Annotated in this window: 18 protein-coding genes; 12 read left to right on the forward strand and 6 right to left on the reverse strand. The window is 46.2% G+C overall.

Features of this window, described 5'->3' with window-relative positions:
* Positions 1 to 139 precede the first annotated feature (139 nt).
* The 8 genes from MY7_RS02800 (at position 140) to nosA (ending at position 13861) form a co-directional block, all read left to right on the forward strand.
* Positions 140 to 6049 carry a SpaA isopeptide-forming pilin-related protein gene (locus MY7_RS02800; RefSeq protein ID WP_007610017.1) on the forward strand — a complete coding sequence of 1970 codons (5910 nt, stop codon included), beginning with the start codon at positions 140 to 142 and terminating at the stop codon, positions 6047 to 6049.
* Between the two features lie 107 nt (positions 6050 to 6156).
* A complete protein-coding gene (locus MY7_RS19700; RefSeq protein ID WP_029326011.1) occupies positions 6157 to 6810 on the forward strand; it encodes a class A sortase in 654 nt (217 codons plus the stop codon).
* A gap of 242 nt (positions 6811 to 7052) precedes the next feature.
* A complete protein-coding gene (locus MY7_RS02810; RefSeq protein ID WP_007610020.1) occupies positions 7053 to 8657 on the forward strand; it encodes a sensor histidine kinase in 1605 nt (534 codons plus the stop codon).
* On the forward strand, positions 8654 to 9334 hold the full coding sequence (locus tag MY7_RS02815) for a response regulator (RefSeq protein WP_007610021.1): 681 nt from the start codon (positions 8654 to 8656) through the stop codon (positions 9332 to 9334). The genes MY7_RS02810 and MY7_RS02815 overlap by 4 nt, the downstream gene beginning before the upstream one ends.
* A gap of 12 nt (positions 9335 to 9346) precedes the next feature.
* On the forward strand, positions 9347 to 10309 hold the full coding sequence (locus MY7_RS02820) for a tripartite tricarboxylate transporter substrate binding protein (protein ID WP_029326009.1): 963 nt from the start codon (positions 9347 to 9349) through the stop codon (positions 10307 to 10309).
* 192 nt (positions 10310 to 10501) lie between these two features.
* Entirely contained in the window at positions 10502 to 11800 is a 1299-nt protein-coding gene (locus tag MY7_RS02825; protein ID WP_007408485.1) for a citrate:proton symporter, read from the forward strand.
* Between the two features lie 51 nt (positions 11801 to 11851).
* Positions 11852 to 12646, forward strand: a complete 795-nt coding sequence (locus MY7_RS02830; protein WP_007408486.1) for an MBL fold metallo-hydrolase — start codon at positions 11852 to 11854, stop codon at positions 12644 to 12646.
* Between the two features lie 123 nt (positions 12647 to 12769).
* Positions 12770 to 13861 carry a nitric oxide synthase gene (gene nosA / locus MY7_RS02835; protein ID WP_007610024.1) on the forward strand — a complete coding sequence of 364 codons (1092 nt, stop codon included), beginning with the start codon at positions 12770 to 12772 and terminating at the stop codon, positions 13859 to 13861.
* On the opposite strand, the gene MY7_RS02840 is transcribed toward nosA, so the two are convergent.
* Entirely contained in the window at positions 13855 to 14127 is a 273-nt protein-coding gene (locus MY7_RS02840; protein ID WP_007610025.1) for an acylphosphatase, read from the reverse strand. The genes nosA and MY7_RS02840 overlap by 7 nt on opposite strands.
* A 67-nt stretch (positions 14128 to 14194) precedes the next feature.
* On the opposite strand from MY7_RS02840, the gene MY7_RS02845 reads away from it, so the two are divergent.
* On the forward strand, positions 14195 to 14854 hold the full coding sequence (locus MY7_RS02845; RefSeq protein ID WP_029326008.1) for an MOSC domain-containing protein: 660 nt from the start codon (positions 14195 to 14197) through the stop codon (positions 14852 to 14854).
* A 40-nt stretch (positions 14855 to 14894) separates the two neighbouring features.
* Here MY7_RS02845 and MY7_RS19000 read toward each other — a convergent pair whose 3' ends face one another.
* The 4 genes from MY7_RS19000 to map form a co-directional block, all read right to left on the reverse strand.
* Positions 14895 to 15029: a YflJ family protein gene (locus tag MY7_RS19000; protein ID WP_003155609.1), complete on the reverse strand. Its 135-nt coding sequence runs from the start codon at positions 15027 to 15029 to the stop codon at positions 14895 to 14897.
* A 178-nt stretch (positions 15030 to 15207) separates the two neighbouring features.
* Positions 15208 to 15363, reverse strand: a complete 156-nt coding sequence (locus MY7_RS19485) for a hypothetical protein (RefSeq protein WP_007610027.1) — start codon at positions 15361 to 15363, stop codon at positions 15208 to 15210.
* 82 nt (positions 15364 to 15445) lie between these two features.
* Positions 15446 to 15757, reverse strand: coding sequence for a DUF3243 domain-containing protein (locus MY7_RS02850; RefSeq protein ID WP_003155607.1), 312 nt, complete (start codon positions 15755 to 15757; stop codon positions 15446 to 15448).
* 56 nt (positions 15758 to 15813) lie between these two features.
* Positions 15814 to 16563, reverse strand: coding sequence for a type I methionyl aminopeptidase (map, locus tag MY7_RS02855; protein WP_029326007.1), 750 nt, complete (start codon positions 16561 to 16563; stop codon positions 15814 to 15816).
* A gap of 164 nt (positions 16564 to 16727) precedes the next feature.
* Here map and nagE point away from each other — a divergent pair, with 164 nt between their 5' ends.
* A complete protein-coding gene (gene nagE / locus MY7_RS02860) occupies positions 16728 to 18110 on the forward strand; it encodes an N-acetylglucosamine-specific PTS transporter subunit IIBC (RefSeq protein ID WP_029326006.1) in 1383 nt (460 codons plus the stop codon).
* A gap of 126 nt (positions 18111 to 18236) precedes the next feature.
* Positions 18237 to 18677 (forward strand): YfmQ family protein, encoded by a 441-nt coding sequence (locus MY7_RS02865; protein ID WP_007610030.1) that lies wholly within the window; start codon positions 18237 to 18239, stop codon positions 18675 to 18677.
* A 40-nt stretch (positions 18678 to 18717) separates the two neighbouring features.
* On the opposite strand, the gene MY7_RS02870 is transcribed toward MY7_RS02865, so the two are convergent.
* Complete coding sequence (locus tag MY7_RS02870; RefSeq protein ID WP_007610031.1) at positions 18718 to 20655, reverse strand: LTA synthase family protein; 1938 nt, start codon at positions 20653 to 20655, stop codon at positions 18718 to 18720.
* A gap of 245 nt (positions 20656 to 20900) precedes the next feature.
* Here MY7_RS02870 and MY7_RS02875 point away from each other — a divergent pair, with 245 nt between their 5' ends.
* The gene (locus tag MY7_RS02875) at positions 20901 to 21278 is read left to right on the forward strand and encodes a J-domain-containing protein (RefSeq protein ID WP_007610033.1); all 378 of its coding nucleotides are present in this window, start codon (positions 20901 to 20903) and stop codon (positions 21276 to 21278) included.
* The last annotated feature ends 1 nt before the right edge of the window (position 21279 follow it).

Raw genomic sequence — 21279 nt, forward strand, 5'->3', positions numbered from 1 at the left:
TGCGCTATTTCTGAAATGATCCCATGTACAGAATTTGTATAGGCCGATTTCATACAATGTAGTTTGGTTCGGATAAGGAGAATCCCATGCTTACCGGCTTGTTCGAACGTAAGTCTATATAAAAGGGGAGGAATAGGACTTGGGAGTGAGGAACTTTTCGTTCAGCCCGAAAAAAAGCAAAAGGCTGAGGCCGGCATTGATTTCATGCTTCACGCTGTTTTTCATCTTCAGCCAGGTTGTCAGCTTTACTCCGATCGCAGCCGCTTCCAGATCACAACAGAGCGAGAGCGGGTTCTTTGATTCAGTTGCAGTCAAAGACGGCAGACAGCAGACTGTTGACGGGTCAAAAGCCAGTGAACCGGCTTTAGCACCGGGAGATAAAGTGACACTGACATACGAATGGTCACTAAAAAACAAGGAAGATGCAAGTGACCGGAATATCACCATAAAGATTCCGGAAAGTTTTACATTAGATAACGATGCCGAAGGTGAGCTGACATCAGCTGATCGGGTGATCGGTATATATAAAGCTGAAGCAGACAGCAGCACGCTGGAAGTGAAAGTGAACGATGCTGGAGCGGATGCCGGGGATGCCAAAGGCTCCATTACACTGTCGGCGAAGTTTACTCCCGACATAACAGATGAGACGAAAATGGCAAAAGCTCTTTTTCAACTGGATGCCGGCAAGACCCAGCAGGTGTTAATACCTGTGAAGAAAGACGGAACAACGGATTCCGAAACAGAAAAAAACACCTCTTCAACACCTGCTGAACCTCAGGAAAAGACAGAGAAAAAATCAGCATCTGCAGACGGCGAGGAGCAAGCAGAACAGACAACGAAATCAACACCTTCTGCTAAACGCAGTCAATCAAAAATGGTGGTTTCAAGCAAATCTGCCGCTAAAAGCCTTCAATCAGGCGGAAGCCAGATTACGCAAAATATTTTAACTGATGTGAAATTGACGGATGAAAAAGGAAAACCATATGACAAAAACAACCCTGCGAATACAAACTCTCCGGCAAATATCACCATTCAATGGGCGATTCCGAATGAGCTGGGAAAAACAATAAACGACGGTGATCGATATGAATTTGATCTGCCTAAAGAATTTATCATGCATAATGACATTACGAACCAGCCATTGACCGACGGCGATAATACGTACGGAACTTTTTCCATTAATACGAGCGGCCATGTCATCATGACGTTTAACGGCGAGGTAAAAGAAGATTCTAACGTCAAGGGGGCATTGTATGTAAACACCCAATTCAATCAGAAAGAAATAAAAGGATCAACCACACAAAAGATTAAGTTTCCGGTTAACTCTGATACGCCGGACGTAACGGTTTATTTTAAACCGAATATCAATAAAACCATTGAGAAATCAGGGTCATTGGATAAAAGTATTAATCCCGGAAAGGTAACGTGGACGGTTGATCTTAATAAAAAGGAAGAAGAAGTTAAACATGCGAAATTGACTGAAAGCCTTCCGGACGAATTGACTTTCCGCTCTGTGAAAGTGTATGAACTTGATGTGAATATTGACGGCTCGGTGAGTCAGGGAAATGAGATAACTTCAGGTTATACCGTTGACGAAAACGGTAATGTCACCTTCGCCGGGACGATCGATTCAGCCTACCGGCTCATATATGACACGGAAATTAAAGATGAGGCAAAGCCGGGTAAAGGCGGAAACATCACCCTGACAAACAAGGCGGCATTCAGCGGAGAAAATGCGGAGCCGATTTCTGCGGAAGCTTCCGTAACAGCGGGTTACGGAAAAATGATAGAAAAATCTTCGACAGGTTATAAAGGAGAAACCCAAACGTTCAGCTGGGCTGTTATGTACAACTACGGTGAGAAAAAGATTGATCAATCCAAAGCCGGCATCAAGGATACGTTCGGATCAGACGATCTGCATCTTGTTCCCGGTTCATTGAAAGTCCTTCCGATTACATTCAGCCAGAACGGCACCGAACAAGAGGGCGCCCCATTAAAAGAGGGCGAGGATTATACGCTGACTGATAACGGGAACGGCTTTGACATAAAATTCAAGCAAACTGTCACAGGAGCATATAAGATCATTTATCAATCTCAAGTCAACGATGGGGTCATTATTGACAGTCCTGTCAAATACACCAATACAGCAATGACAGATACGGGGGACTCAAAGGAAACTCCGGGAACCGCCATTCAGCAGAATCTGATCAAACATTATTCAAACGCAGACTATGAGAAGAAGACGGTTGATTGGACAATCACAGTTAACAAAAACGGTTACACAATGAAAAACTGGACGCTGGATGATCAATTTACCAGCGGAGGCCTGGCGCTCATTGACGATTCATTTCACATGCAAGACACGACTGAAAACAAAACGCTGAAAGAAGGAACAGACTATACATTAACAAAAAAACCCGGAAACCAAGGCTTTACAATAGCATTGATCGGGGATTATGCAGAAACAAACAGTCAGTTTAAGATCACGTATACGACAAAATTCAACGCTGACTTTTCAAACGAAACGATTAAGAATACGGCGGAGTCCACATGGACCGATAAAAACGGCGGCAAACGCACAAATAAGGAATCGAGCGGTTTCACACCGAACTATCAGACGTCCCATAACGGATTCAAAAACGGCTCATACAACGCCGTTTCAAAAGAAATCACATGGAAAGTCGGCATCAATTATAATGGCGAACCTTCAAAAAATCCTTATATAAAAGATACGATCACAGATGGTCAGCAATTTTTGAATGGATCGGTTGCTGTCAAAACGTATACCATCAGCAAAAACGGCTCCATCACTGAAGGAGAGGCGCTGGATCCTTCAAAATATGAAATAGAGGAGCCGTCAGACGGCAACAAAAATACGTTAACCGTACATCTCAAAACAGATGACGCTGTACCATACCTGATTGAATTTAAAACGTCATTAAAAGGCCAGGTCATCAAACAGAATCAATACACAAACAAAGCAGAGTACTTTAATAATGACCGCGCAGACCGAACGCTGACGGGTTCAGTTTCCATCGCAAACGGAGGAAACCTGATTTCTAAAGGCGGCAAACAGAACGGAAACAATATCGATTGGAGCATCAATGTCAATGCCAGCCAATCGACACTGGATGACGTAAAAGTCAAAGACACACCGGATGAGAATCAAATAATAGATGAAGATTCTTTTAAAGTATATCAAGCAAAATATAATGAGAACGGCGTTATTAAAGACAGCAGCGGAAATCTTATTCCGGGTGATGTGCAGCTTGAGAAAGATAAGGACTATAAATTAGATATAAAAACTGACAATGCCACCGGTGAACAATCATTTGTCCTTACCTTTACAGGCGGCTATAAACAAATCGACCGCGCGTATGTCATACAATATCGTTCTCTCATTAATATTTCCGGCAGCAACGGTCAGGTCAGCAACAAAGTGTCGATATCAGGGACAAATGTTGAGGAGCAGACCCAAGAGAACAACAGCTCAGTGTTTGTCGCCATTTCAAGCGGCGGCGGCTCAGGATCAGGAGAGAAGGGAAGCCTGACGATATCTAAAACAGGATCAGACGGAACATCTCTTTCAGGAGCAGATTTTCAATTATGGTCTAAAGACGGCAAGCAGCTGCTGCGTACGGGCACAACAGACGATGCCGGTAAACTTACGTTTGGGAATATCCGTTACGGAACCTATGTACTGAAAGAAATAAAAGCTCCGGACGGCTACACCATCAGCGATGCTTATGTAAACGGGGTCTCCGTTGCGATTGACGGCAAATCCTCCGCAGCAGGAGCACTCTATAAAGTCATAAATCAAAAAAATAAGGTGACGCTTATCAAAAAAGACGAAAACAACAAGCCTTTGGCCGGTGCTGTATTTAAGCTTGAGAAAAAATCAAGCGACGGTACCTATACTCTGATAAAAAATAATATTGAAAGCGATAAAAATGGGAAAGTTGAGATCAACGGTTTGCCCGCCGGATACTATCGGCTGATGGAGACGAAAGCCCCATCAGGGTTTATCGTAAACACAAAAGCGATTCACTTCTCAATCGCAAAGAACGAAAAGAATCAAGTACCTGATGTTGAATTGGGATCAATGGTGAATTATAAAGGAAAAGCCGCATTAACGAAGAAAGATGCGGAAGGCCGAAAACTTGAAGGTGCAGTCTTCAAAATCGTCGACCGTGATGGAAAAACGGTTAAAGAAGATCTGGTTTCAGATAAGGACGGAAAAATAGAAACATCCGGCCTTGCACCCGGTCATTACGCCTTCATTGAAACGAAAGCGCCTGACGGCTATGTGTTAAATACGGAGAAAAAAGAGTTTACCATCTCAGAAACAGCGGAAGGAAAGCCGGAGTCAATTGACGCAGGAACGGCCGTCAACTATAAAGGCTCTGTCCGGCTGACGAAGGAAGATGCGGAAGGCCGAAACCTTGAAGGTGCAGTCTTCAAAATCGTCGGCAGTGATGGAAAAACGGTTAAAGAAGATCTGATTTCAGATAAGGACGGAAAAGTAGAAACATCCGGCCTTGCACCCGGTCATTACGCCTTCATCGAAACGAAAGCGCCTGACGGCTATGTGTTAAATACGGAGAAAAAAGAGTTTACCATCTCAGAAACAACGGAAGGAAAGCCGGAGTCAACTGACGCAGGAACGGCCGTCAACTATAAAGGCTCTGTCCGGCTGACGAAGGAAGATGCGGAAGGCAAGAAGCTTGAAGGCGCAGTCTTCAAAATCGTCGGCAGTGATGGAAACACGGTTAAAGAAGATCTGGTTTCAGATAAGGACGGAAAAGTAGAAACGTCCGGTCTTGCACCGGGGCATTACGCCTTCATTGAAACGAAAGCACCCGACGGTTATGTGTTAAATACGGAGAAAAAAGAGTTTACCATCTCAGAAACAGCGGAAGGAAAGCCGAAGCCGTCTGACGCCGGCACCTTTGTCAACTATCAAGGCTCTGTCCAGCTGATCAAGAAGGATCAAGACGGAAACGTTTTAGACGGTGCAGTATTTAAAATAATTGACAGTGATGGAAAAACCGTAAGAGACGATCTGATGACAAAAGAAGGCGGCAAAATTGACGCCGGCGGTTTGGCGCCCGGAAACTATCAATTTGTTGAAACAAAAGCGCCGGATGGTTATCTGCTGTCAACAACCCCTGTGCCGTTTACGATTAAGGCTGAGAACAGAGGAAAACCGAATCAGGCTGCCCTGAATGCGGTTAACATCAAGAACAGCGTTGTTCTCACAAAATTGGATCAAGGTGACAAACGGAAAGTCCTGCAAGGTGCGAAGTTTAATCTGACAGATGCAAACGGCAAAGTACTGACAGAGGGTCTGACGACAGATGAGCACGGACAAATTATTGTCCGGGGACTGAAAGCAGGCGAATATCAATTTATCGAAACAAAAGCGCCTGACCTTTACAGTTTGGATCAAACGCCAATATCATTCAAGATCACAAATACCGACATAAAACCAGTCGAAATCAGTGCGGAGAATACGTTAAAGCCTGGTGATGTAACCCTGACAAAAGTGGATCATGACGATAAAAATAAGGTGCTGGAAGGTGCTGAATTCAAGATCACGGATTCTGCCGGACATCCGGTAAACACCGGCGGCAGCAAAGAACGGCCGGCGGTATGGAAGACGGATCAAAAGGGCCGGTTTACGGTGGAAGGATTAGCGCCCGGGCAGTATCGATTTATCGAAACAAAAGCGCCTGACGGCTATCAGCTGAACGAAAAACCAATTGAATTCACAATTGAAAAAGGACAGTCAAAAGTCGTTGAGGTCGTCGTTTCTAATAAGAAATTAAAAAATCCCGCACCTGGGAAAGACACACCGAATCATCAAACGAATCAAGACGGGCATCACCCTGATACCAATGGTAAAACCAATCACTCGGATACAGGCAAAAACCTGCCGAAAACCGGTGATACGGACGGTATGATGCCGGTCACGGCCGGTATTCTGCTGCTATTAGCCGGCGGAGCCGCGGCTGTTGTATCAAGAAAGAAGAAAACAAGGAATAGATAGACGTTATCGCACCTGATCATGTAAGAATCGATCAGGTGCTTTTTTAAAAAGAGAATCATTACTCACCAAATACTCACCGCATGACGTACAAGAAAGGAATTTTCTTCATGGTTAAAAAAATGATCATTGCCGTTCTTATTTTGTCCGGGCTGCTTCTCATTTCCTCTCCTCTCATGAAAGGCTGTTTGATCGCGTACCTCAGTAAAAGCCAAATTGAATCGGAATTGACCGCAGAACAAGCGCGGAAAAATAACATGAAAAAAGCGGACTATAATTTTGAATCCATTCATCCGCCCGGTTTCAGGGAAACAGTTCAGTCAAGTTTTAATCGCAAATCAAAACCGATAATCGGACGGATAACCATCAGCAGCATCGATTTAGACCTTCCGATTTTAAAAGGCACAACCAATGAAAACCTGCTGATCGGCGCGGCAACTATGCGTCCGGATCAGAAAATGGGCGAGGGAAACTACCCGTTGGCAGGCCACCATCTGAAGCAGGAGAACCTATTGTTCGGCCCTCTTTTACACATAAAAAAAGGCGCGCAAATCGTGATGACCGACTTTAGAAAAGACTATATTTATTCTGTAACATCAAAAACCATGATTTCAGAAATAGAAGCAAACGCAATTCAGGAGACAAAAGATAAAGAGATTACATTAATCACATGCGACAAAGCGGTAAGAACAGAAGGGCGCCTGGCCGTCAAAGGAAAATTAATTGATATTTCCGGTCATTCAAATGTATCTCGGCCATCATAGAGAAACACTTTGTCAACTGAATATATGTCCGTTGTTAAACATCCCGAGACTGGCTTCTGTCAGTCTTTTTTTTGCGCAGCGATTATAAAAAGTTCATCCTTCTTATCTCCCTTGAGGGAAATTATACCAGACTGCACTTTTTGAAAGAAATGACAAGAGAAAAAGATCACGAAAATTCCCAAAAATGAGAAACGAAGATTTAAAAAGTGGTATGATTTTAGGAGGAAAGGACGGCTGGTGCTGTGTTGGAAGCGAAGCGGTTTTATGTCTCTCTGCAAATGAAAATCGCCGGATTAATTGCGGCTTTATTAATACTTGTCATCGGAACGCTCACAGTTATATTTGCCTTTCAGCAATTAAAGGAAGGGCAGAAGCAGGCTGAACAGCTGGCGGTGCAAACGGCAAAAACCATTTCATACATGCCACCTGTAAAAGAGGCGTTCCGGCTTGCGGATCAAGAAGCTTTTGCAAAGTTAGACGTCATTGAACAAATGAAAGAACAGGCAGGCGCGCACGCTGTCTATATTACTGATCAAAAAGGGCATGTTGCATTTCATTCGGCCCGCAGCAGCATTCCGAAAGAAAATCAAAATTTGCAAAATAAAACCGTCATGTTCGGCGGGTCTCCGGTTTCCGACGGAATGACGGCCGTCAGGGGAAGCGCCCCGGTTATTCTGGAGGAAAAAAATCATAACGAAGTCGTCGGAACGGTGACAGTCGAGTTTTTACAAGATGAGATAGAAAAAGATATGAAAGCGCATCTGCGGCATTTAGGCTATTTTGCATGCTTGGTGTTTCTTATCGGCATCGGGGGAGCGGCGGCGCTCGCAAAAAGCATCCGTAAAGATACACTCGGCCTTGAACCGCATGAAATTGCAGCGCTGTACAGGGAGCGCAATGCGATGCTCCTTGCGATGAAAGAAGGGATTATCGCCGTAAACAAAGAAGGCGCGGTAACCATGATGAATTTATCTGCGGCTGATATGCTGAATCTTCCGGAACCGATGATCGGAAGGCATATAAAAGAAATCATGCCGGGCGCAAATCTCATGCCGGTTTTGGCAGGGGGAGAATTACCGCCGAACGTGGAGGTGCGTGCCGGAGATAAAGTATTTATCTTAAACGTGAAAGAAATGAAGCAGACCGGGCAAGTATACGGAGCGGTGATCAGCTTCCGCGAAAAAACGGAGCTCAAGAAACTGATTAACAAGCTGACTGAAATGAAAAAATACTCGGAGGATCTCCGGGCGCAAACGCATGAATTCTCGAATAAGCTTTACGCGATCCTCGGTCTGTTAGAGCTGGGAGAATATAATGAAGCCATTGAACTGATAAAAGAAGAGTACGCCATCCAGAATGAACAGCACGAAATCCTCTTTCAAAACATTCATTCACAGCGGGTTCAGGCCATACTATTAGGAAAAATGGGAAAGGCGTCTGAGAAGAAAGTGAAGCTTTCAATAGATGAAAACAGCTTTTTAGAATCGCTGCCGGAGCATGTGGGTTCATCCCAGCTCATTACGATCATCGGAAATCTTATTGATAACGCTTTCGAAGCCGTCGCCGAAAAAGAGAAAAAAGAGGTCGCCTTTTTTATGACCGATATCGGCAGGGATATCGTCATCGAAGTGGCGGATTCAGGAGACGGCGTGCCTCAGGAAAAAACAGAAACGATATTTGAAAAGGGCTACTCTTCAAAGGGGACGAGGAGAGGATACGGCTTAGCCAATCTGAAAGAAGCCGTCAGTGAATTGCAGGGATCGATAGAGATTTCGCAGCAAAAGAGCGGCGGTGCCGTATTTACGGTGTTTATACCGAAAGAAAGGCCAAAGGGGGAATCGGTGTGATTAACATCGCGATTGCAGAGGACGACTTTCGAATAGCGCAAATTCACGAAAAATTTATCGAACATCTTGATGGATTCAATGTCATCGGCAAAGCAATCAATGCCAAAGACACCATATCGCTGCTTGAGAAACGGCAGCCTGATCTGCTGCTTTTGGATATTTATATGCCGGATGAGCTGGGGACAGATCTGCTTCCCCTTATCCGCGGCCGTTTTCCTTCCGTTGATATCATCATTATTACGGCTTCTGCCGAAACAAGACTGCTGCAGGAAGCGCTCAGATCAGGCGTTTCCCACTATGTCATAAAGCCGGTGTCGGCACATAAATTTACAGAAGTGCTTTTGCAGTACCGGGAAAAAAGAGAATGGCTGCACTCACAGCCGGAGCTGAGCCAGTCCGTTATCGACATGTTTTTCGGAAGCGGTCAGAAAGAACAAAAACAGCTCAATGATCTGCCGACCGGGATTAATTCGATTACACTTCAAAAAATCAAAAACGCGCTCAGGGCAGCCCAAAAAGGAATGACGGCTGAAGAACTGGGCGAAAAAATGGGCGCCTCCAGAACAACGGCGCGGCGCTACGCCGAGTTTCTCGTTTCTCGGGAAGAAGCGCTCGCTGAATTAGAGTACGGCATTATCGGCAGGCCGGAACGGAAATATTATTTAGCACATGAATAAGGGATGGGAGAAATGAAGCGGTTGGGAGTGTTTCTTGTCATGCTGGCGGTGCTGGTTTCTTTTGACGGACGGCAGATGGCGGGCATCCGTTCAGCCGAAGGGCCGGTTGAAATTGTCGTCCCGGCGGCGCCTCAAGGGGGCTGGGACGTAACGGCAAAAGCTTTGCAATTGGTAATAGAGCGGAAGCAAATATTAGGCCGGCCCGTAAAGATCGTCTATAAACCCGGCGGAGGCGGAGACAGCGGCTGGAAATATGTAAACGAACGAAAAACGGATGTCATCAGTATGAATTCAAGCCTGCTGTTAAGCAATGAAATTTTGGGACAAAGCCGGCTGAAGGCAGCTGATTTTACGCCTTTGGCCATTATCGCAAAAGAGTGGCAGACCGTCGCTCTTCCGAAGGATTCAAAGATAAAAAGCGGAAAGCGGCTGCTCGGCGATATTAAAGCACATCCGGGCGGCATAAAAGTCGGATTTGCGCCCGGCCTCGGAAATGATGACCAGCTCTCCTTTGCGAGAGCGGCGGAAATGGCCGGAATTTCTCCGTTTGATATCCGCTTTTTTCAATACGGGAGCAGCAATGAAGTCATTGAAGCTCTTATCAGCCACGAGATAGACGCCGCCTCAATGACCATTTCAGAAGCGAGAGACGCCTATCGGAAAGGGAAAATCACATTGGCGGCCGTTACGTCTGACAAAAGGCTCTCCGGCTTCAGCGATGTGCCGACATGGAAAGAGCAGGGGGTGCCGTTTGTCTTTGCGCACTGGAGAGGCATCATGGGGCCGAAAGACATGACCGAAGGCGAGATTGCCTATTGGGATCAGGCTTTGAAACAGATTACCTCATCCGCGGAGTGGAAGCAAATGTTGAAAAAACGGGATTGGGAGAGCTTTTATAAAAACAGCAGCGGCGCAAAACGCTTTTTAGAAGAGCAGACCGAGTTTTATAAAGAGATGATGAGCAGCGAAAAATAAGCCTTCCGCATATTTGCGGGAGGCTTTTTATTTATAAATGAACAAAATGAACGAAAAGGTTATAAAAAATTAAAAATCTTTAAAATCCAAAATATTTACTTCAATATCCAATTCTCATAAGATAGCAAAAAGGCGGATAAAGGGGATCGGGCCTTTAAAATGTAAGCGTATTCATAATAAGGGGGACATACTGTGTTAGCAATCTTAGGCTTTCTTATGATGCTTGTTTTTATGGTGCTGATTATGACAAAACGGCTTTCGGTGTTAACGGCGCTCGTATTAACGCCGATCGTGTTTGCGCTGTTTGCCGGGTTTTCTTTTAACCGGGTCGGCGAGATGATGATCTCCGGTATTGAACAGGTGGCGCCGATCGCAGTCATGATTATGTTTGCGATTCTTTATTTCGGCATTATGATTGATACCGGTTTATTTGATCCGATGGTGTCGCGTATTTTAAAGCTGGTTAAAGGCGACCCGCTCAAAATTGTAGTCGGAACAGCCGTATTGACCATGCTTGTCGCACTGGACGGAGACGGCTCGACGACGTATATGATTACGACAAGCGCAATGCTGCCTTTGTATATCATGCTCGGAATCCGTCCGATTATTTTAGCGGGAATCGCCGGTGTCGGCATGGGTATCATGAATACGATCCCATGGGGCGGCGCGACGCCGCGTGCGGCGAGTGCGCTCGGCGTTGACCCGGCAGAGCTGACGGGGCCGATGCTGCCTGTCATTGCCAGCGGAATGGTGTGTATGATTGTGGTCGCTTATGTACTCGGAAGGATGGAAAGGAAACGGCTCGGGGTGATCGAATTAAAGCAGCCGTCCCATACAAATGAAACGGCTGCGGCTGCGGAAGATGAATGGAGGCGGCCGAAACTGTGGTGGTTCAATTTACTGTTAACGCTTTCTTTAGTGGGATTTTTAGTGTCAGGAAAAGTGAATTTAACCGTGCTGTTCATCATTGCGTTTTGTATCGCGCTGATTGTCAACTATCCGAAGCTTAACGATCAAAGGGAGCGTATTTCAGCCCATTCGAGCAATGTGCTTGCGATCGGTTCGATGATTTTTGCCGCAGGCGTGTTTACCGGAATTTTAACGGGGACGAAGATGGTTGATGAGATGGCCATTTCCCTCGTATCGCTTATTCCGGAACAGATGGGGGGTTTTATTCCGGCGATTGTTGCCTTAACGAGCGGTATCTTTACGTTTCTGATGCCTAATGACGCCTATTTTTACGGCGTGCTGCCCATTTTATCCGAGACCGCCGTGGCGTACGGTGTAGATAAGGTGGAAATCGCCCGCGCTTCGATCATCGGCCAGCCGATTCATATGTTAAGCCCGCTCGTGCCGTCGACGCATTTATTAGTCGGGCTTGCCGGGGTCACCATTGATGAGCACCAGAAGTTTGCGATGAAATGGGCGGTTCTTGCCGTTATCGTCATGACGGCCTTTGCGCTCATCATCGGCGCAATCACGATTTTTTAACATAAAACACCCGGTTCGTCGCACACTAAAGGCATCAGAGGAGGTGCCATGATGAGTGATCCGTTTATGCCGCTTTTTTCAGTGAGAAGCGGCGCCGGTTTTAAAGCGGCGGACGGCGTTTACGGACTGACCGTGCAGATTGCGAATGTTTACTTTATCGAAAATCCCTCAGCTCCGCGGGAAATCATTCTGGTTGATGCGGGAATGCCTCAATCGGCAGAGATGATAACAGAAGAAATGAAACGCCGGTTCAAAGAGGGGTATCAGCTGAAGGCGGTCATTTTGACACACGGCCATTTTGATCATGTCGGTGCGATTGAAGAACTGCTTGAGCTTTGGGATGTGCCGGTTTACATTCATGAAAAGGAGCTCCCGTACGTCACGGGGAAAGCGGATTATCCGCCTGCCAGGCCCGATGCGAAAAAAGGGCTTGTCGCAAAGCTGTCACCGCTGTTTCCGCGCCATACGATCCGCATTCCGTCCGTTCAGGCACTGCCTTCAGACGGTACCGTTCCGTTTCTTGAAGAATGGAAATGGGTGCATACGCCCGGTCATACCCCCGGCCATATTTCATTATTCCGGGATAAAGACCGCGTTCTGCTTGCCGGTGATGCCGTGATCACTGTTGAACAGGAATCGCTTGCGGACGTTGTCATTCAAAAGCAAGAGCTTCACGGGCCGCCCGCTTATTTTACAGCGGATACGCAGACGGCTGCCGCATCCGTTCAGAAACTGGCCGAACTGGAGCCGGAAGCGCTTTTGACGGGTCACGGGATTCCGATGACGGGAAAAAACTACCGTGAGGATTTGCTTACACTGGCTGAAAAACTGCATTCCGTTTTGTAAAACACCTGCGAAAATCACAGGTGTTTTTTCTATGTAGTTTCCAGTATGATACAAAAAAACCATTGTGTTCACTCCTAAAAACGATACAATGGGAAACAGATGTAAATTGAAGGAGAGAGTTTTTTGAAACATACGGAAATACTTTGGGATGAGGCGAAGGATTTTATTGATGTCTGCTATCAGGAACTCGGAATGGAATCGCAAATCAACGCGCGTCTAAACGCGATAAAAGATGAGATAGATCGGACGGGAAGTTACGTCCATACGGCGGAAGAGCTTGAACACGGGGCGAAAATGGCGTGGCGCAACAGCAACCGCTGTATCGGGCGTCTGTTCTGGCAATCGCTGAACGTCATTGACCGGCGCGGTGTGAACACGAAAGAAGAGGTGCGCGACGCATTATTTGAACATATTGAAATCGCCACGAACGGCGGAAAAATTAAACCGACGATTACGATTTTCCCTCCTGAGAAGAATGGGGAGAAACAAGTGGAAATCTGGAATCACCAGCTCATTCGCTATGCGGGATATGAGACTGAAAAAGGAAGAGTCGGTGATCCGGCATCATATGAGCTGACGGCTGTCTGCGAAAAACTCGGCTGGCGCGGGAAGCGGACCGATTTTGATATTCTGCCGCTGCTTTTCCGGATGAAAGGGGACGGGCAGCCGGTCTGGTATGACCTGCCTCAGACGCTCGTGAAAGAAGTGCCGATCACCCATCCGGATATTGAAGAGTTTGCCGATTTAAATCTCAGATGGTACGGGGTTCCGATTATCGCCGATATGAGGCTTGAAATCGGCGGGCTGTCGTACAACGCGGCGCCTTTTAACGGATGGTATATGGGAACCGAAATCGGCGCAAGGAACCTTGCTGACGAAAAACGGTATGATATGCTCAAAAAAGCCGCTGCAGTCATGGGGATTTCCGCCAGCCTGAATACCGACCTATGGAAAGATCAGGTGCTGGTGGAACTGAATAAGGCAGTGCTCTATTCATACAAAAAACACGGTGTCAGCATTGTCGATCACCATACGGCGGCGAATCAATTTAAACGCTTCGAAGAACAGGAACAAGACGCGGGCAGAAAGCTGACGGGCGACTGGACCTGGCTGATTCCGCCGATCTCGCCGGCTTCCACCCACATTTTCCATAAATCATATGACAATACGATTGTGAAGCCGAATTATTATTATCAGGACAAGCCTTATCAGTAACTGATGGAAAAGGTGCGGTACCCTTTCAGACGGTGTGATTCTTCGATGGTTACGCCTGTGACATTTGAGAAGGGGCTGCCTTTTCTGACCGCTTCGGCAAATTGTTTTAACGACTCTTCAGGACCTTCGGCAAGGATTTCCACCCGGCCGTCATCACGGTTTTTTACCCAGCCGGCTATCTTATATCTGTCGGCTTCCATCTGGACGAAGTAGCGAAAACCTACGCCCTGAACCCGGCCGTCTGCAATCATATGATATTGAAGCATGGAAAAACCACCTTTTTCTTACTATGATAAAGGAAAGATATGAGATTTCGCAAAGGATGTGAACGAGGTGACGCAAGACTATTCTGTCTTATCTATCAATCTCGGAAAGCCCGCAATTCATGAATTTGCCGGCAGACAAATCAATTCCGGCATCATAAAGCGGCCCGCAGATTCTCCCGTCATGCTGTATAAAACCCATTTTGACGGGGACGGGCAAGCCGACTTGAAGCATCACGGAGGTCCCGATAAAGCGGTGTGCGTGTATCCCGCCGAGCATTATTCATATTGGGAAACTACGCTCGCGAGAAAACTTCCCGCCGCCGCGTTCGGGGAGAATGTAACGGTCAAAGGACTGGCCGAACAAGACGTGTGGATCGGAGACGTCTTTCAGCTGGGGGAAGCCGTCGTTCAAGTAAGCCAGCCGCGCCAGCCCTGCGTCAAACTCGCGCTCAAATATGGCATCAAAGATATGGTGCTCCGTGTACAGCAGACGGGATTTACCGGCTTTTATTTCAGGGTGCTTGAAGAAGGATATGTCGATCCGCGTCCCGTCCTCAAGCGTCTGTCGAGAGGAAAAGAAAGCATTTCCGTCTGGTATGCGAATGAAGTGAAATATCGTGATTCCGGCAATCTGTCAGCGATTGAAGAAATACTGCGGGAAGAAGCGCTGTCAGAAAGCTGGAGGGAGTCCTTCCTTAAAAAAAGAGACAGGCTCATTAATGTATAGAAAAAAAGCCGTGCTGCACTGACAGCACGGCTGATTTACGTTATGCTTGTTTTTTTGTTTCCAGCAGATTGGCAAGGAAGTACTTTTTGAAGCTTTGAAGCTTTCTTCCTTCATAGTGGGTAATTCCTTTTTTCTTTAACTCTTCTACATACCAGCCTTTACTGCCATAATGCATGTCAGAAAACTCCTTTCTCCGTTCTCCCGCTGGGGAGGTTTCTTCAGTTTTTGCCAAACTTTTGGCATTGTAACATCTATAAAAAGACGCTGAAAAGGGATAAAGCAAAAACTGAGACTTTCGATTCAGAGATGTAAAGCTTTCTTACATATATATGTAAAGGGAGGTCTTTTCATGCTTAATGGCCGGTTAATTTTAACAGCACCGTTCCGAGTGTCATGATTCCGAAAACGACGCCGAAATAAACCAGCATCCCCTTCTTTTTCTTCACTCCGTAAACGGTGAGAATGATGCTTTCAATAAAGAAAATAAACCCGAAGATAATAAACCACATGTTGAAAAATGGCTCCTTTCACAGACATATGTCCAGTGTAGCACAACTCTTATAACGGAGCATAAAAAAGCCGGGCACTGTATCAGTGTCCGGCAAGTTTGACGAGAAGCTGGGCCAAATGCTGTTTTTCATTGTCATCCGCAATGTCCCACAGTTCTTGTAAGAGTTTTTCTTCCGCATTGCGGGGCTCCTCGTGTTTGGCGAGATAGTCCCCGAGGATGGCGGCGCTTTTAATGATTTTGCTGTCATCCAGACCCAGTTTTTTTCCGGCGGAAATTTTCTGATGAAGGTACGCCTTAAATTCCTCGAAATCCTCTAAAATCTGCTGTTTCGTTACGCCGTGCATGGCGTGTATTTCGTTTTCGATTTTGATTTTTTCTTTATCTTTTTTCATGCGTCTCCCTCCTTCGGGTTAGTTGTTGTATACCTGTTTGGAAGGGAGATGAAACATTACAATGCAGTTAAAATAATCGGTTTGTCTTTTGTGATCACGATGGTGTGTTCCACTTGGGCGACAAGGCTTTTATCCGGCGTTTTATACGTCCAGCCGTCTCCCGTTTCAACAATCGTTTCCGCTTTCGTGGAAATAAACGGCTCAAGCGCGATCACGGTTCCGTTTTTAAGAAGCGCGTTATCAAACGGATCGTAGTAATTCATGATGTGGTTCGGCGCTTCATGGAGGTTTCTGCCGATTCCGTGGCCCGTCAGCGTTTTAATGACGGTAAATCCGTTGGAGCGGGCTTCATGGTAGACGGCTCTGCCGATCTGGTTTTGGCGTTTGCCGGCTTTTGCCTGCTCCAATCCTTTCTGAAATGCGGATGCTGCGCAGTTACAAAGCTTTTGCAGACGTTCATCGCCTTCTCCGAGTACAAATGAAATTCCCGTATCGGAATAAAAACCGCCGAACTCCGCCGAAATATCGATATTTACAAGATCTCCGGCTTTTAAGATTTTAGAGGCGCTCGGAATGCCGTGAGCGACTTCGTCATTTACGCTGATACATGTCACGCCCGGGAAATCGTATTCCTTCTCCGGAGCGGAAGCGGCTCCGTGCTCGTCAAGCACCGCCTTTCCGATCAGGTCAAGATCTTTCGTGCTCATGCCGGGCTCGGCTTTTTTCTTCATTTCTTCACGCGCCAGCGCGACAATTCTGCCGATTTTTTTAAGGCCTTCTAATTCTTGATCGTTCGTTACAATCATTGTCATTCCCGCTTTCTATTTTTAATCATCTGATTCAAGCTTACCACAACTGGTTTATAAATAGAAAACCAACAAGCCTTATGTGAATAAATGAAGGAAAATTGGTATAGATCACTAGATAACTTATGTGGTATATTTAAGAAAAAAGAAGGGGGATGGGTAAAATGCTTCAATTTTTGCAAAAACTCGGAAAATCATTTATGCTTCCGATTGCCGTTCTGCCCGCCGTTGGTATTATTTTGGCCATCGGCAGAGAGGACTTATTAAATATTCCGTTCATTTACGCGGCGGGGACCGCGGTATTTGATCATCTGCCGCTGATTTTCGCGATCGGAATCGCGATCGGGATTTCCAAAGACAGCAACGGGGCCGCCGCTCTGTCGGGAGCAATTTCTTATATCATGCTGGACGCGGCTGTAAAATCAATCAATTCGACAAATAATATGGCCGTTTTCGGAGGGATTATCGCGGGGTTAATTGCGGGATACACGTATAATCGCTTTAAGGATACGAAGCTGCCCGAATATCTCGGGTTTTTCAGCGGGCGCAGGCTCGTTCCGATTGTAACGGCGCTGATTACCATTATTTTGGCGGGGATCTTCGGATTTGTGTGGCCGCCGATTCAGTCGGTGATTACGTCTTTCGGGGAATGGATGATCGGGCTTGGCGGAATCGGCGCGGGGATTTACGGGATTTTTAACCGGCTTTTGATTCCGTTCGGTCTTCATCATGTGCTGAATAATATTTTTTGGTTCCAATTTGGCGATTTTCACGGAAAAACGGGAGATCTGGCCCGCTTCTTTGCGAAGGATCCGACGGCGGGAACTTATATGACGGGATTTTTCCCGATTATGATGTTCGGGCTTCCGGCCGCATGTCTGGCAATGATTGCCGCGGCTAAGCCAAGTAAGCGCAAAGCGACGGCCGGAATGATGATCGGTCTCGCGCTGACGGCATTTATTACCGGAATTACAGAGCCGATTGAATTTGCATTTATGTTTTTATCACCGCTTTTGTACGGGGTTCATGCTATATTAACCGGGTTCTCTTTATTTATCGTTAATGTTCTCGGAATCAGGTCAGGTTTTTCATTCTCGGCGGGGGCGATCGATTATCTCCTCAGCTACGGGATTGCCGAAAAACCGCTTTTGCTGCTCGTTGTCGGGCTTTGTTATGCGGTGATCTATTTTGTCGTCTTCTATATGCTCATCAAAACGTTAAACTTGAAAACGCCGGGACGGGAAGATGATGAGGAAGAGGAAGAAGTGCTTAGTGAAGATACGGCCGGTTCCGTCGAAGAACATGCCATGCTCAAGGGGCTCGGCGGCAGGCAAAACCTCGAAACGATTGATCACTGTGCGACCCGCCTCAGGCTGACCGTGCAGGATACGTCTCTCATTAATGAGGCGGCGCTTAAAAAAGCGGGAGCAAAAGGGGTTATCAAAACGGGGAGTAAAACGGCGCAGGTCATTATCGGGCCGAACGTCGAATTTGTCGCGGAAGAGCTGAGAGAAGCCGTCCGCCGTGACGACCAGAAGCAGACTTGAAAAATCCGGATCACCTAGGTGATCCGGATTTTTTTTGAACATATATCAAGTTTCACATAATGTACAAAAAACAACGTTTTCTTCTATGTTAAGATTCATGTAGAACAAGTATGGAGATGATGTAAGGTGACATGGATTGCAGTTGTTTCAATTGTTGTCATAAGCCTGATTAAGATTGTGCTGACATGCCTTCCTACCGGAGCGGTGGAATGGATTCTCCGCAAGTTTGAAACCCATTCGAAGCTCAGTGACGCGTCCGCTGCCGTTTCCCTCGGCGGAAAACGTCTGGAAGGCGAAGACAAACGCCGGGTGATTGATGATTTTAACGAAGCCGTGTTTATCGAACGGCATTATATATACCCAGGGGATGAAGAGCGTTATCTTCATCCGCAAAACGGAGCCGATCTGCTTGTCATTAAGACGAGAAAAGGAAAAAAAGATGTGACGGTATTTGTATACAGCTACGAAGACCATGTAGATGTCGTCAAACAGCAGAAAAAGAAAGTCGTCGCTTATTCAGTTCTTTCCGACAGCCTGCAAAAGCGCACTATGGCCGCCGGGAGCTGAACATAAAAAAGCCAGATCATTGATATGATCTGGCTTTTGTTTATTCTTTTTGATCATCTGCTGAGGAATCTTCACGCTTCGTATAATCGAATTGTGAAGGGTCCACTTTCTTAAAGCCTTTCGGCTGGTAGAAACGAAGCAGATCGCCGTTGATGATCTTATCAGACATTTCAAGCTCAGTCTTGACGAGAGAGTCTTCTTTTTTGTCGACTTCTGAATCATCTAAAAGTCTTCCGGTTTTCGTATCGTAATACTTGCCGGACACTTTCGTATAGTTCGGTGAGATGAAGTCTCCGTTACGGAACGGAATGACTTCTCTGTGCTCTTTCGATAAGATATCTGAACCTGACATGAGATAATCTTTCGTATCGACGCCGAGCAGGTGAAGAACGGTCGGCGCAACATCGACTTCACCGGCAAATTTATGATTGCGGCCGCCTTTCACGCCGGGAGCGTGGATAAAGAGCGGCACCCGCTGAAGCTGGGCATTATCGTATTCAGTGATCTCATCTTTGCCGAGCACTTTCGCCATCGCTTTATTATGGTTTTCGGAGATGCCGTAGTGGTCTCCGTACATCACGATAATCGACTTATCGTACAGGCCGTCTTTTTTCAGGTCATGAAAGAACTGTTCGATTGATTCATCCAGATAGTTCGCGGACTGGAAGTAATTATTAACGACTGAATCGCCAAAGTCTCCCGCCGGGAAGTCCGTGTCTTCTTTATCCATTCCGAACGGGAAGTGGTTGGACAGCGTAATGAACTTCGTATAGAACGGCTGCGGCAGGCTCTTTAAGAGCGGCATGGATTCTTTGAAATACGGTTTGTCTTTCATGCCGTAGTTTTTCGTGTTTTCTTCGCTCATGTCATAATAAGCGGAATCGAAAAACTTATCGATGCCTTCCGCTTTGTACATTTCGTTACGGTTCCAGAAAGTCTGCGTATTTCCGTGGAAAGCGGCAGACGTGTACTTTTTGCCTTTTAGGATCGCAGGAACGGACTGCAGCGTGTTTTGCGCTTTATTGACGAAAACCGAACCTTGCGACAGCGGGTACAGAGAGTTCTCCATCATAAATTCCGCATCAGATGTTTTACCTTGTCCCGTTTGGTGGAAAAAGTTATCAAAGTAGAATGTTTGATTATCGTGCGCCAGTTTGTTTAAAAACGGCGTCACTTCCTTGCCGTTAATTTTATAGTCAATGATAAAGGATTGCAGAGACTCTAATGAGACGTAGATGACGTTTTTTCCTTCGGCTTTTCCGAAGTAGACGTTGTTCGGCACGTCATAGTTGGCCTTCATATAGTTTTCCACATCCGTTACATCGCTTGAATCGGCAAGCGCGCGCTGGCTGTTTGATTTCACATTCTGCACGGCATCGTAAATCGTAAAGTTGTACGTGCCCAAGTATTTCACCAGATAGTTTCTGTCAAATGAGCGTGTCAAAAGCTCAGGACGGTCGGATTCCGCGACGGCGAGGTTGATCAGGAACATAAGCACGGCGGAAGCCAAAACGATTCTGAATGATTTCTTCGCCGGTTTTTCAGCCGGTTTTCTCATCTTAAGGGCCAAAATAATCAAAATGACGGTATCCAGGAAGTAGAAGGCGTCTGTCCATCTCATTAACGAGAACGCGCTGTCTCCGAGCTGGCCGCCGTTTGTCTTTGCCTGCATCATGACCGGGATGGTAATGAAATCATTAAAGAATCTATAATAGACGATGTTTGCAAAAAGCAAAAAAGACAATAAAAAATGAATCACAATAATGGCTGTCTGCTGTAATTTTTTCTTGAAAAGAAGCCCAAATCCAAGAAAGAACAAGCTGGAGCTCAGCGGATTCACAAAAAGCAATATTTTCTGGATCGTGTTGTCTATGCCGAGGTTAAAGTTTAAAATATAAGCGACATATGTTTTTACCCACAATAACACGACCGCTATCAAGAAGAAGGCAAGTCCTCTTTCTTTTATAAATGTTTTCATTGTTACACTCCTTTTTTCCGATCACGGTTTACACGGAACGATAGAAAAAACGAACGTAATCAATATACCATGAAACCAGCAAATAGAAAAGGTGGAAAAGGCTCATCGGAAAAAGGGCGAAAAACGCTGTCGCAACGGCGGTTGATCTGTTGAATGACAGCTTTAAAACATATAAATGGCACAAACTGGGATTTGTGTTTCCGTATGATCATACCCGGTTCTATTGAAAAAAGAGGTGAACAGTGATGGATATTGCCCATATCGTGGCTGAAGATAAAATCAAGCGCGCCATTAAGGATGGAGAGTTCGCCGGCATCAAAGGAATGGGAAAGCCCCTGCCGAAAGACGATGCCGCACATCTTCCGGAGTCGCTCAGAATGGGCTACCGCATATTAAAAAACGCCGGGATCGCCGAGGATGAGGGCGCGCTGAAGAAAGAGCTGATGACGCTCGATTATTTGATCGCCAAGTGCCGCAATGAACAGGAGCGGGATCACTTGCGGAACAAACGGACGGAAAAACAAGTCAGACTCGACAAACTGACGGAGGAGAAAGCCATGTTCTCAAAACCCGCATCTTCTCATTATAAGGAGAAAGTGTACAGACGGCTGGGCCGCCCGTAAG

It is taken from the genome of Bacillus sp. 5B6 (genome assembly GCF_000259405.1).
In the GTDB taxonomy this organism is placed as follows: domain Bacteria; phylum Bacillota; class Bacilli; order Bacillales; family Bacillaceae; genus Bacillus; species Bacillus velezensis.

What these genes read in the sequence shown, in the direction of transcription:
- MY7_RS19700 (WP_029326011.1), top strand. Translation starts at nt 6,157, where the DNA reads ATGGTTAAAAAAATGATCATTGCCGTTCTTATTTTGTCCGGGCTGCTT.
- MY7_RS02820 (WP_029326009.1), top strand. Translation starts at nt 9,347, where the DNA reads ATGAAGCGGTTGGGAGTGTTTCTTGTCATGCTGGCGGTGCTGGTTTCT.
- MY7_RS02830 (WP_007408486.1), top strand. Translation starts at nt 11,852, where the DNA reads ATGAGTGATCCGTTTATGCCGCTTTTTTCAGTGAGAAGCGGCGCCGGT.
- MY7_RS02840 (WP_007610025.1), bottom strand. Translation starts at nt 14,127, where the DNA reads ATGCTTCAATATCATATGATTGCAGACGGCCGGGTTCAGGGCGTAGGT.
- MY7_RS19000 (WP_003155609.1), bottom strand. Translation starts at nt 15,029, where the DNA reads ATGCATTATGGCAGTAAAGGCTGGTATGTAGAAGAGTTAAAGAAAAAA.
- MY7_RS19485 (WP_007610027.1), bottom strand. Translation starts at nt 15,363, where the DNA reads ATGTGGTTTATTATCTTCGGGTTTATTTTCTTTATTGAAAGCATCATT.
- MY7_RS02850 (WP_003155607.1), bottom strand. Translation starts at nt 15,757, where the DNA reads ATGAAAAAAGATAAAGAAAAAATCAAAATCGAAAACGAAATACACGCC.
- map (WP_029326007.1), bottom strand. Translation starts at nt 16,563, where the DNA reads ATGATTGTAACGAACGATCAAGAATTAGAAGGCCTTAAAAAAATCGGC.
- nagE (WP_029326006.1), top strand. Translation starts at nt 16,728, where the DNA reads ATGCTTCAATTTTTGCAAAAACTCGGAAAATCATTTATGCTTCCGATT.
- MY7_RS02870 (WP_007610031.1), bottom strand. Translation starts at nt 20,655, where the DNA reads ATGAAAACATTTATAAAAGAAAGAGGACTTGCCTTCTTCTTGATAGCG.
- MY7_RS02875 (WP_007610033.1), top strand. Translation starts at nt 20,901, where the DNA reads ATGGATATTGCCCATATCGTGGCTGAAGATAAAATCAAGCGCGCCATT.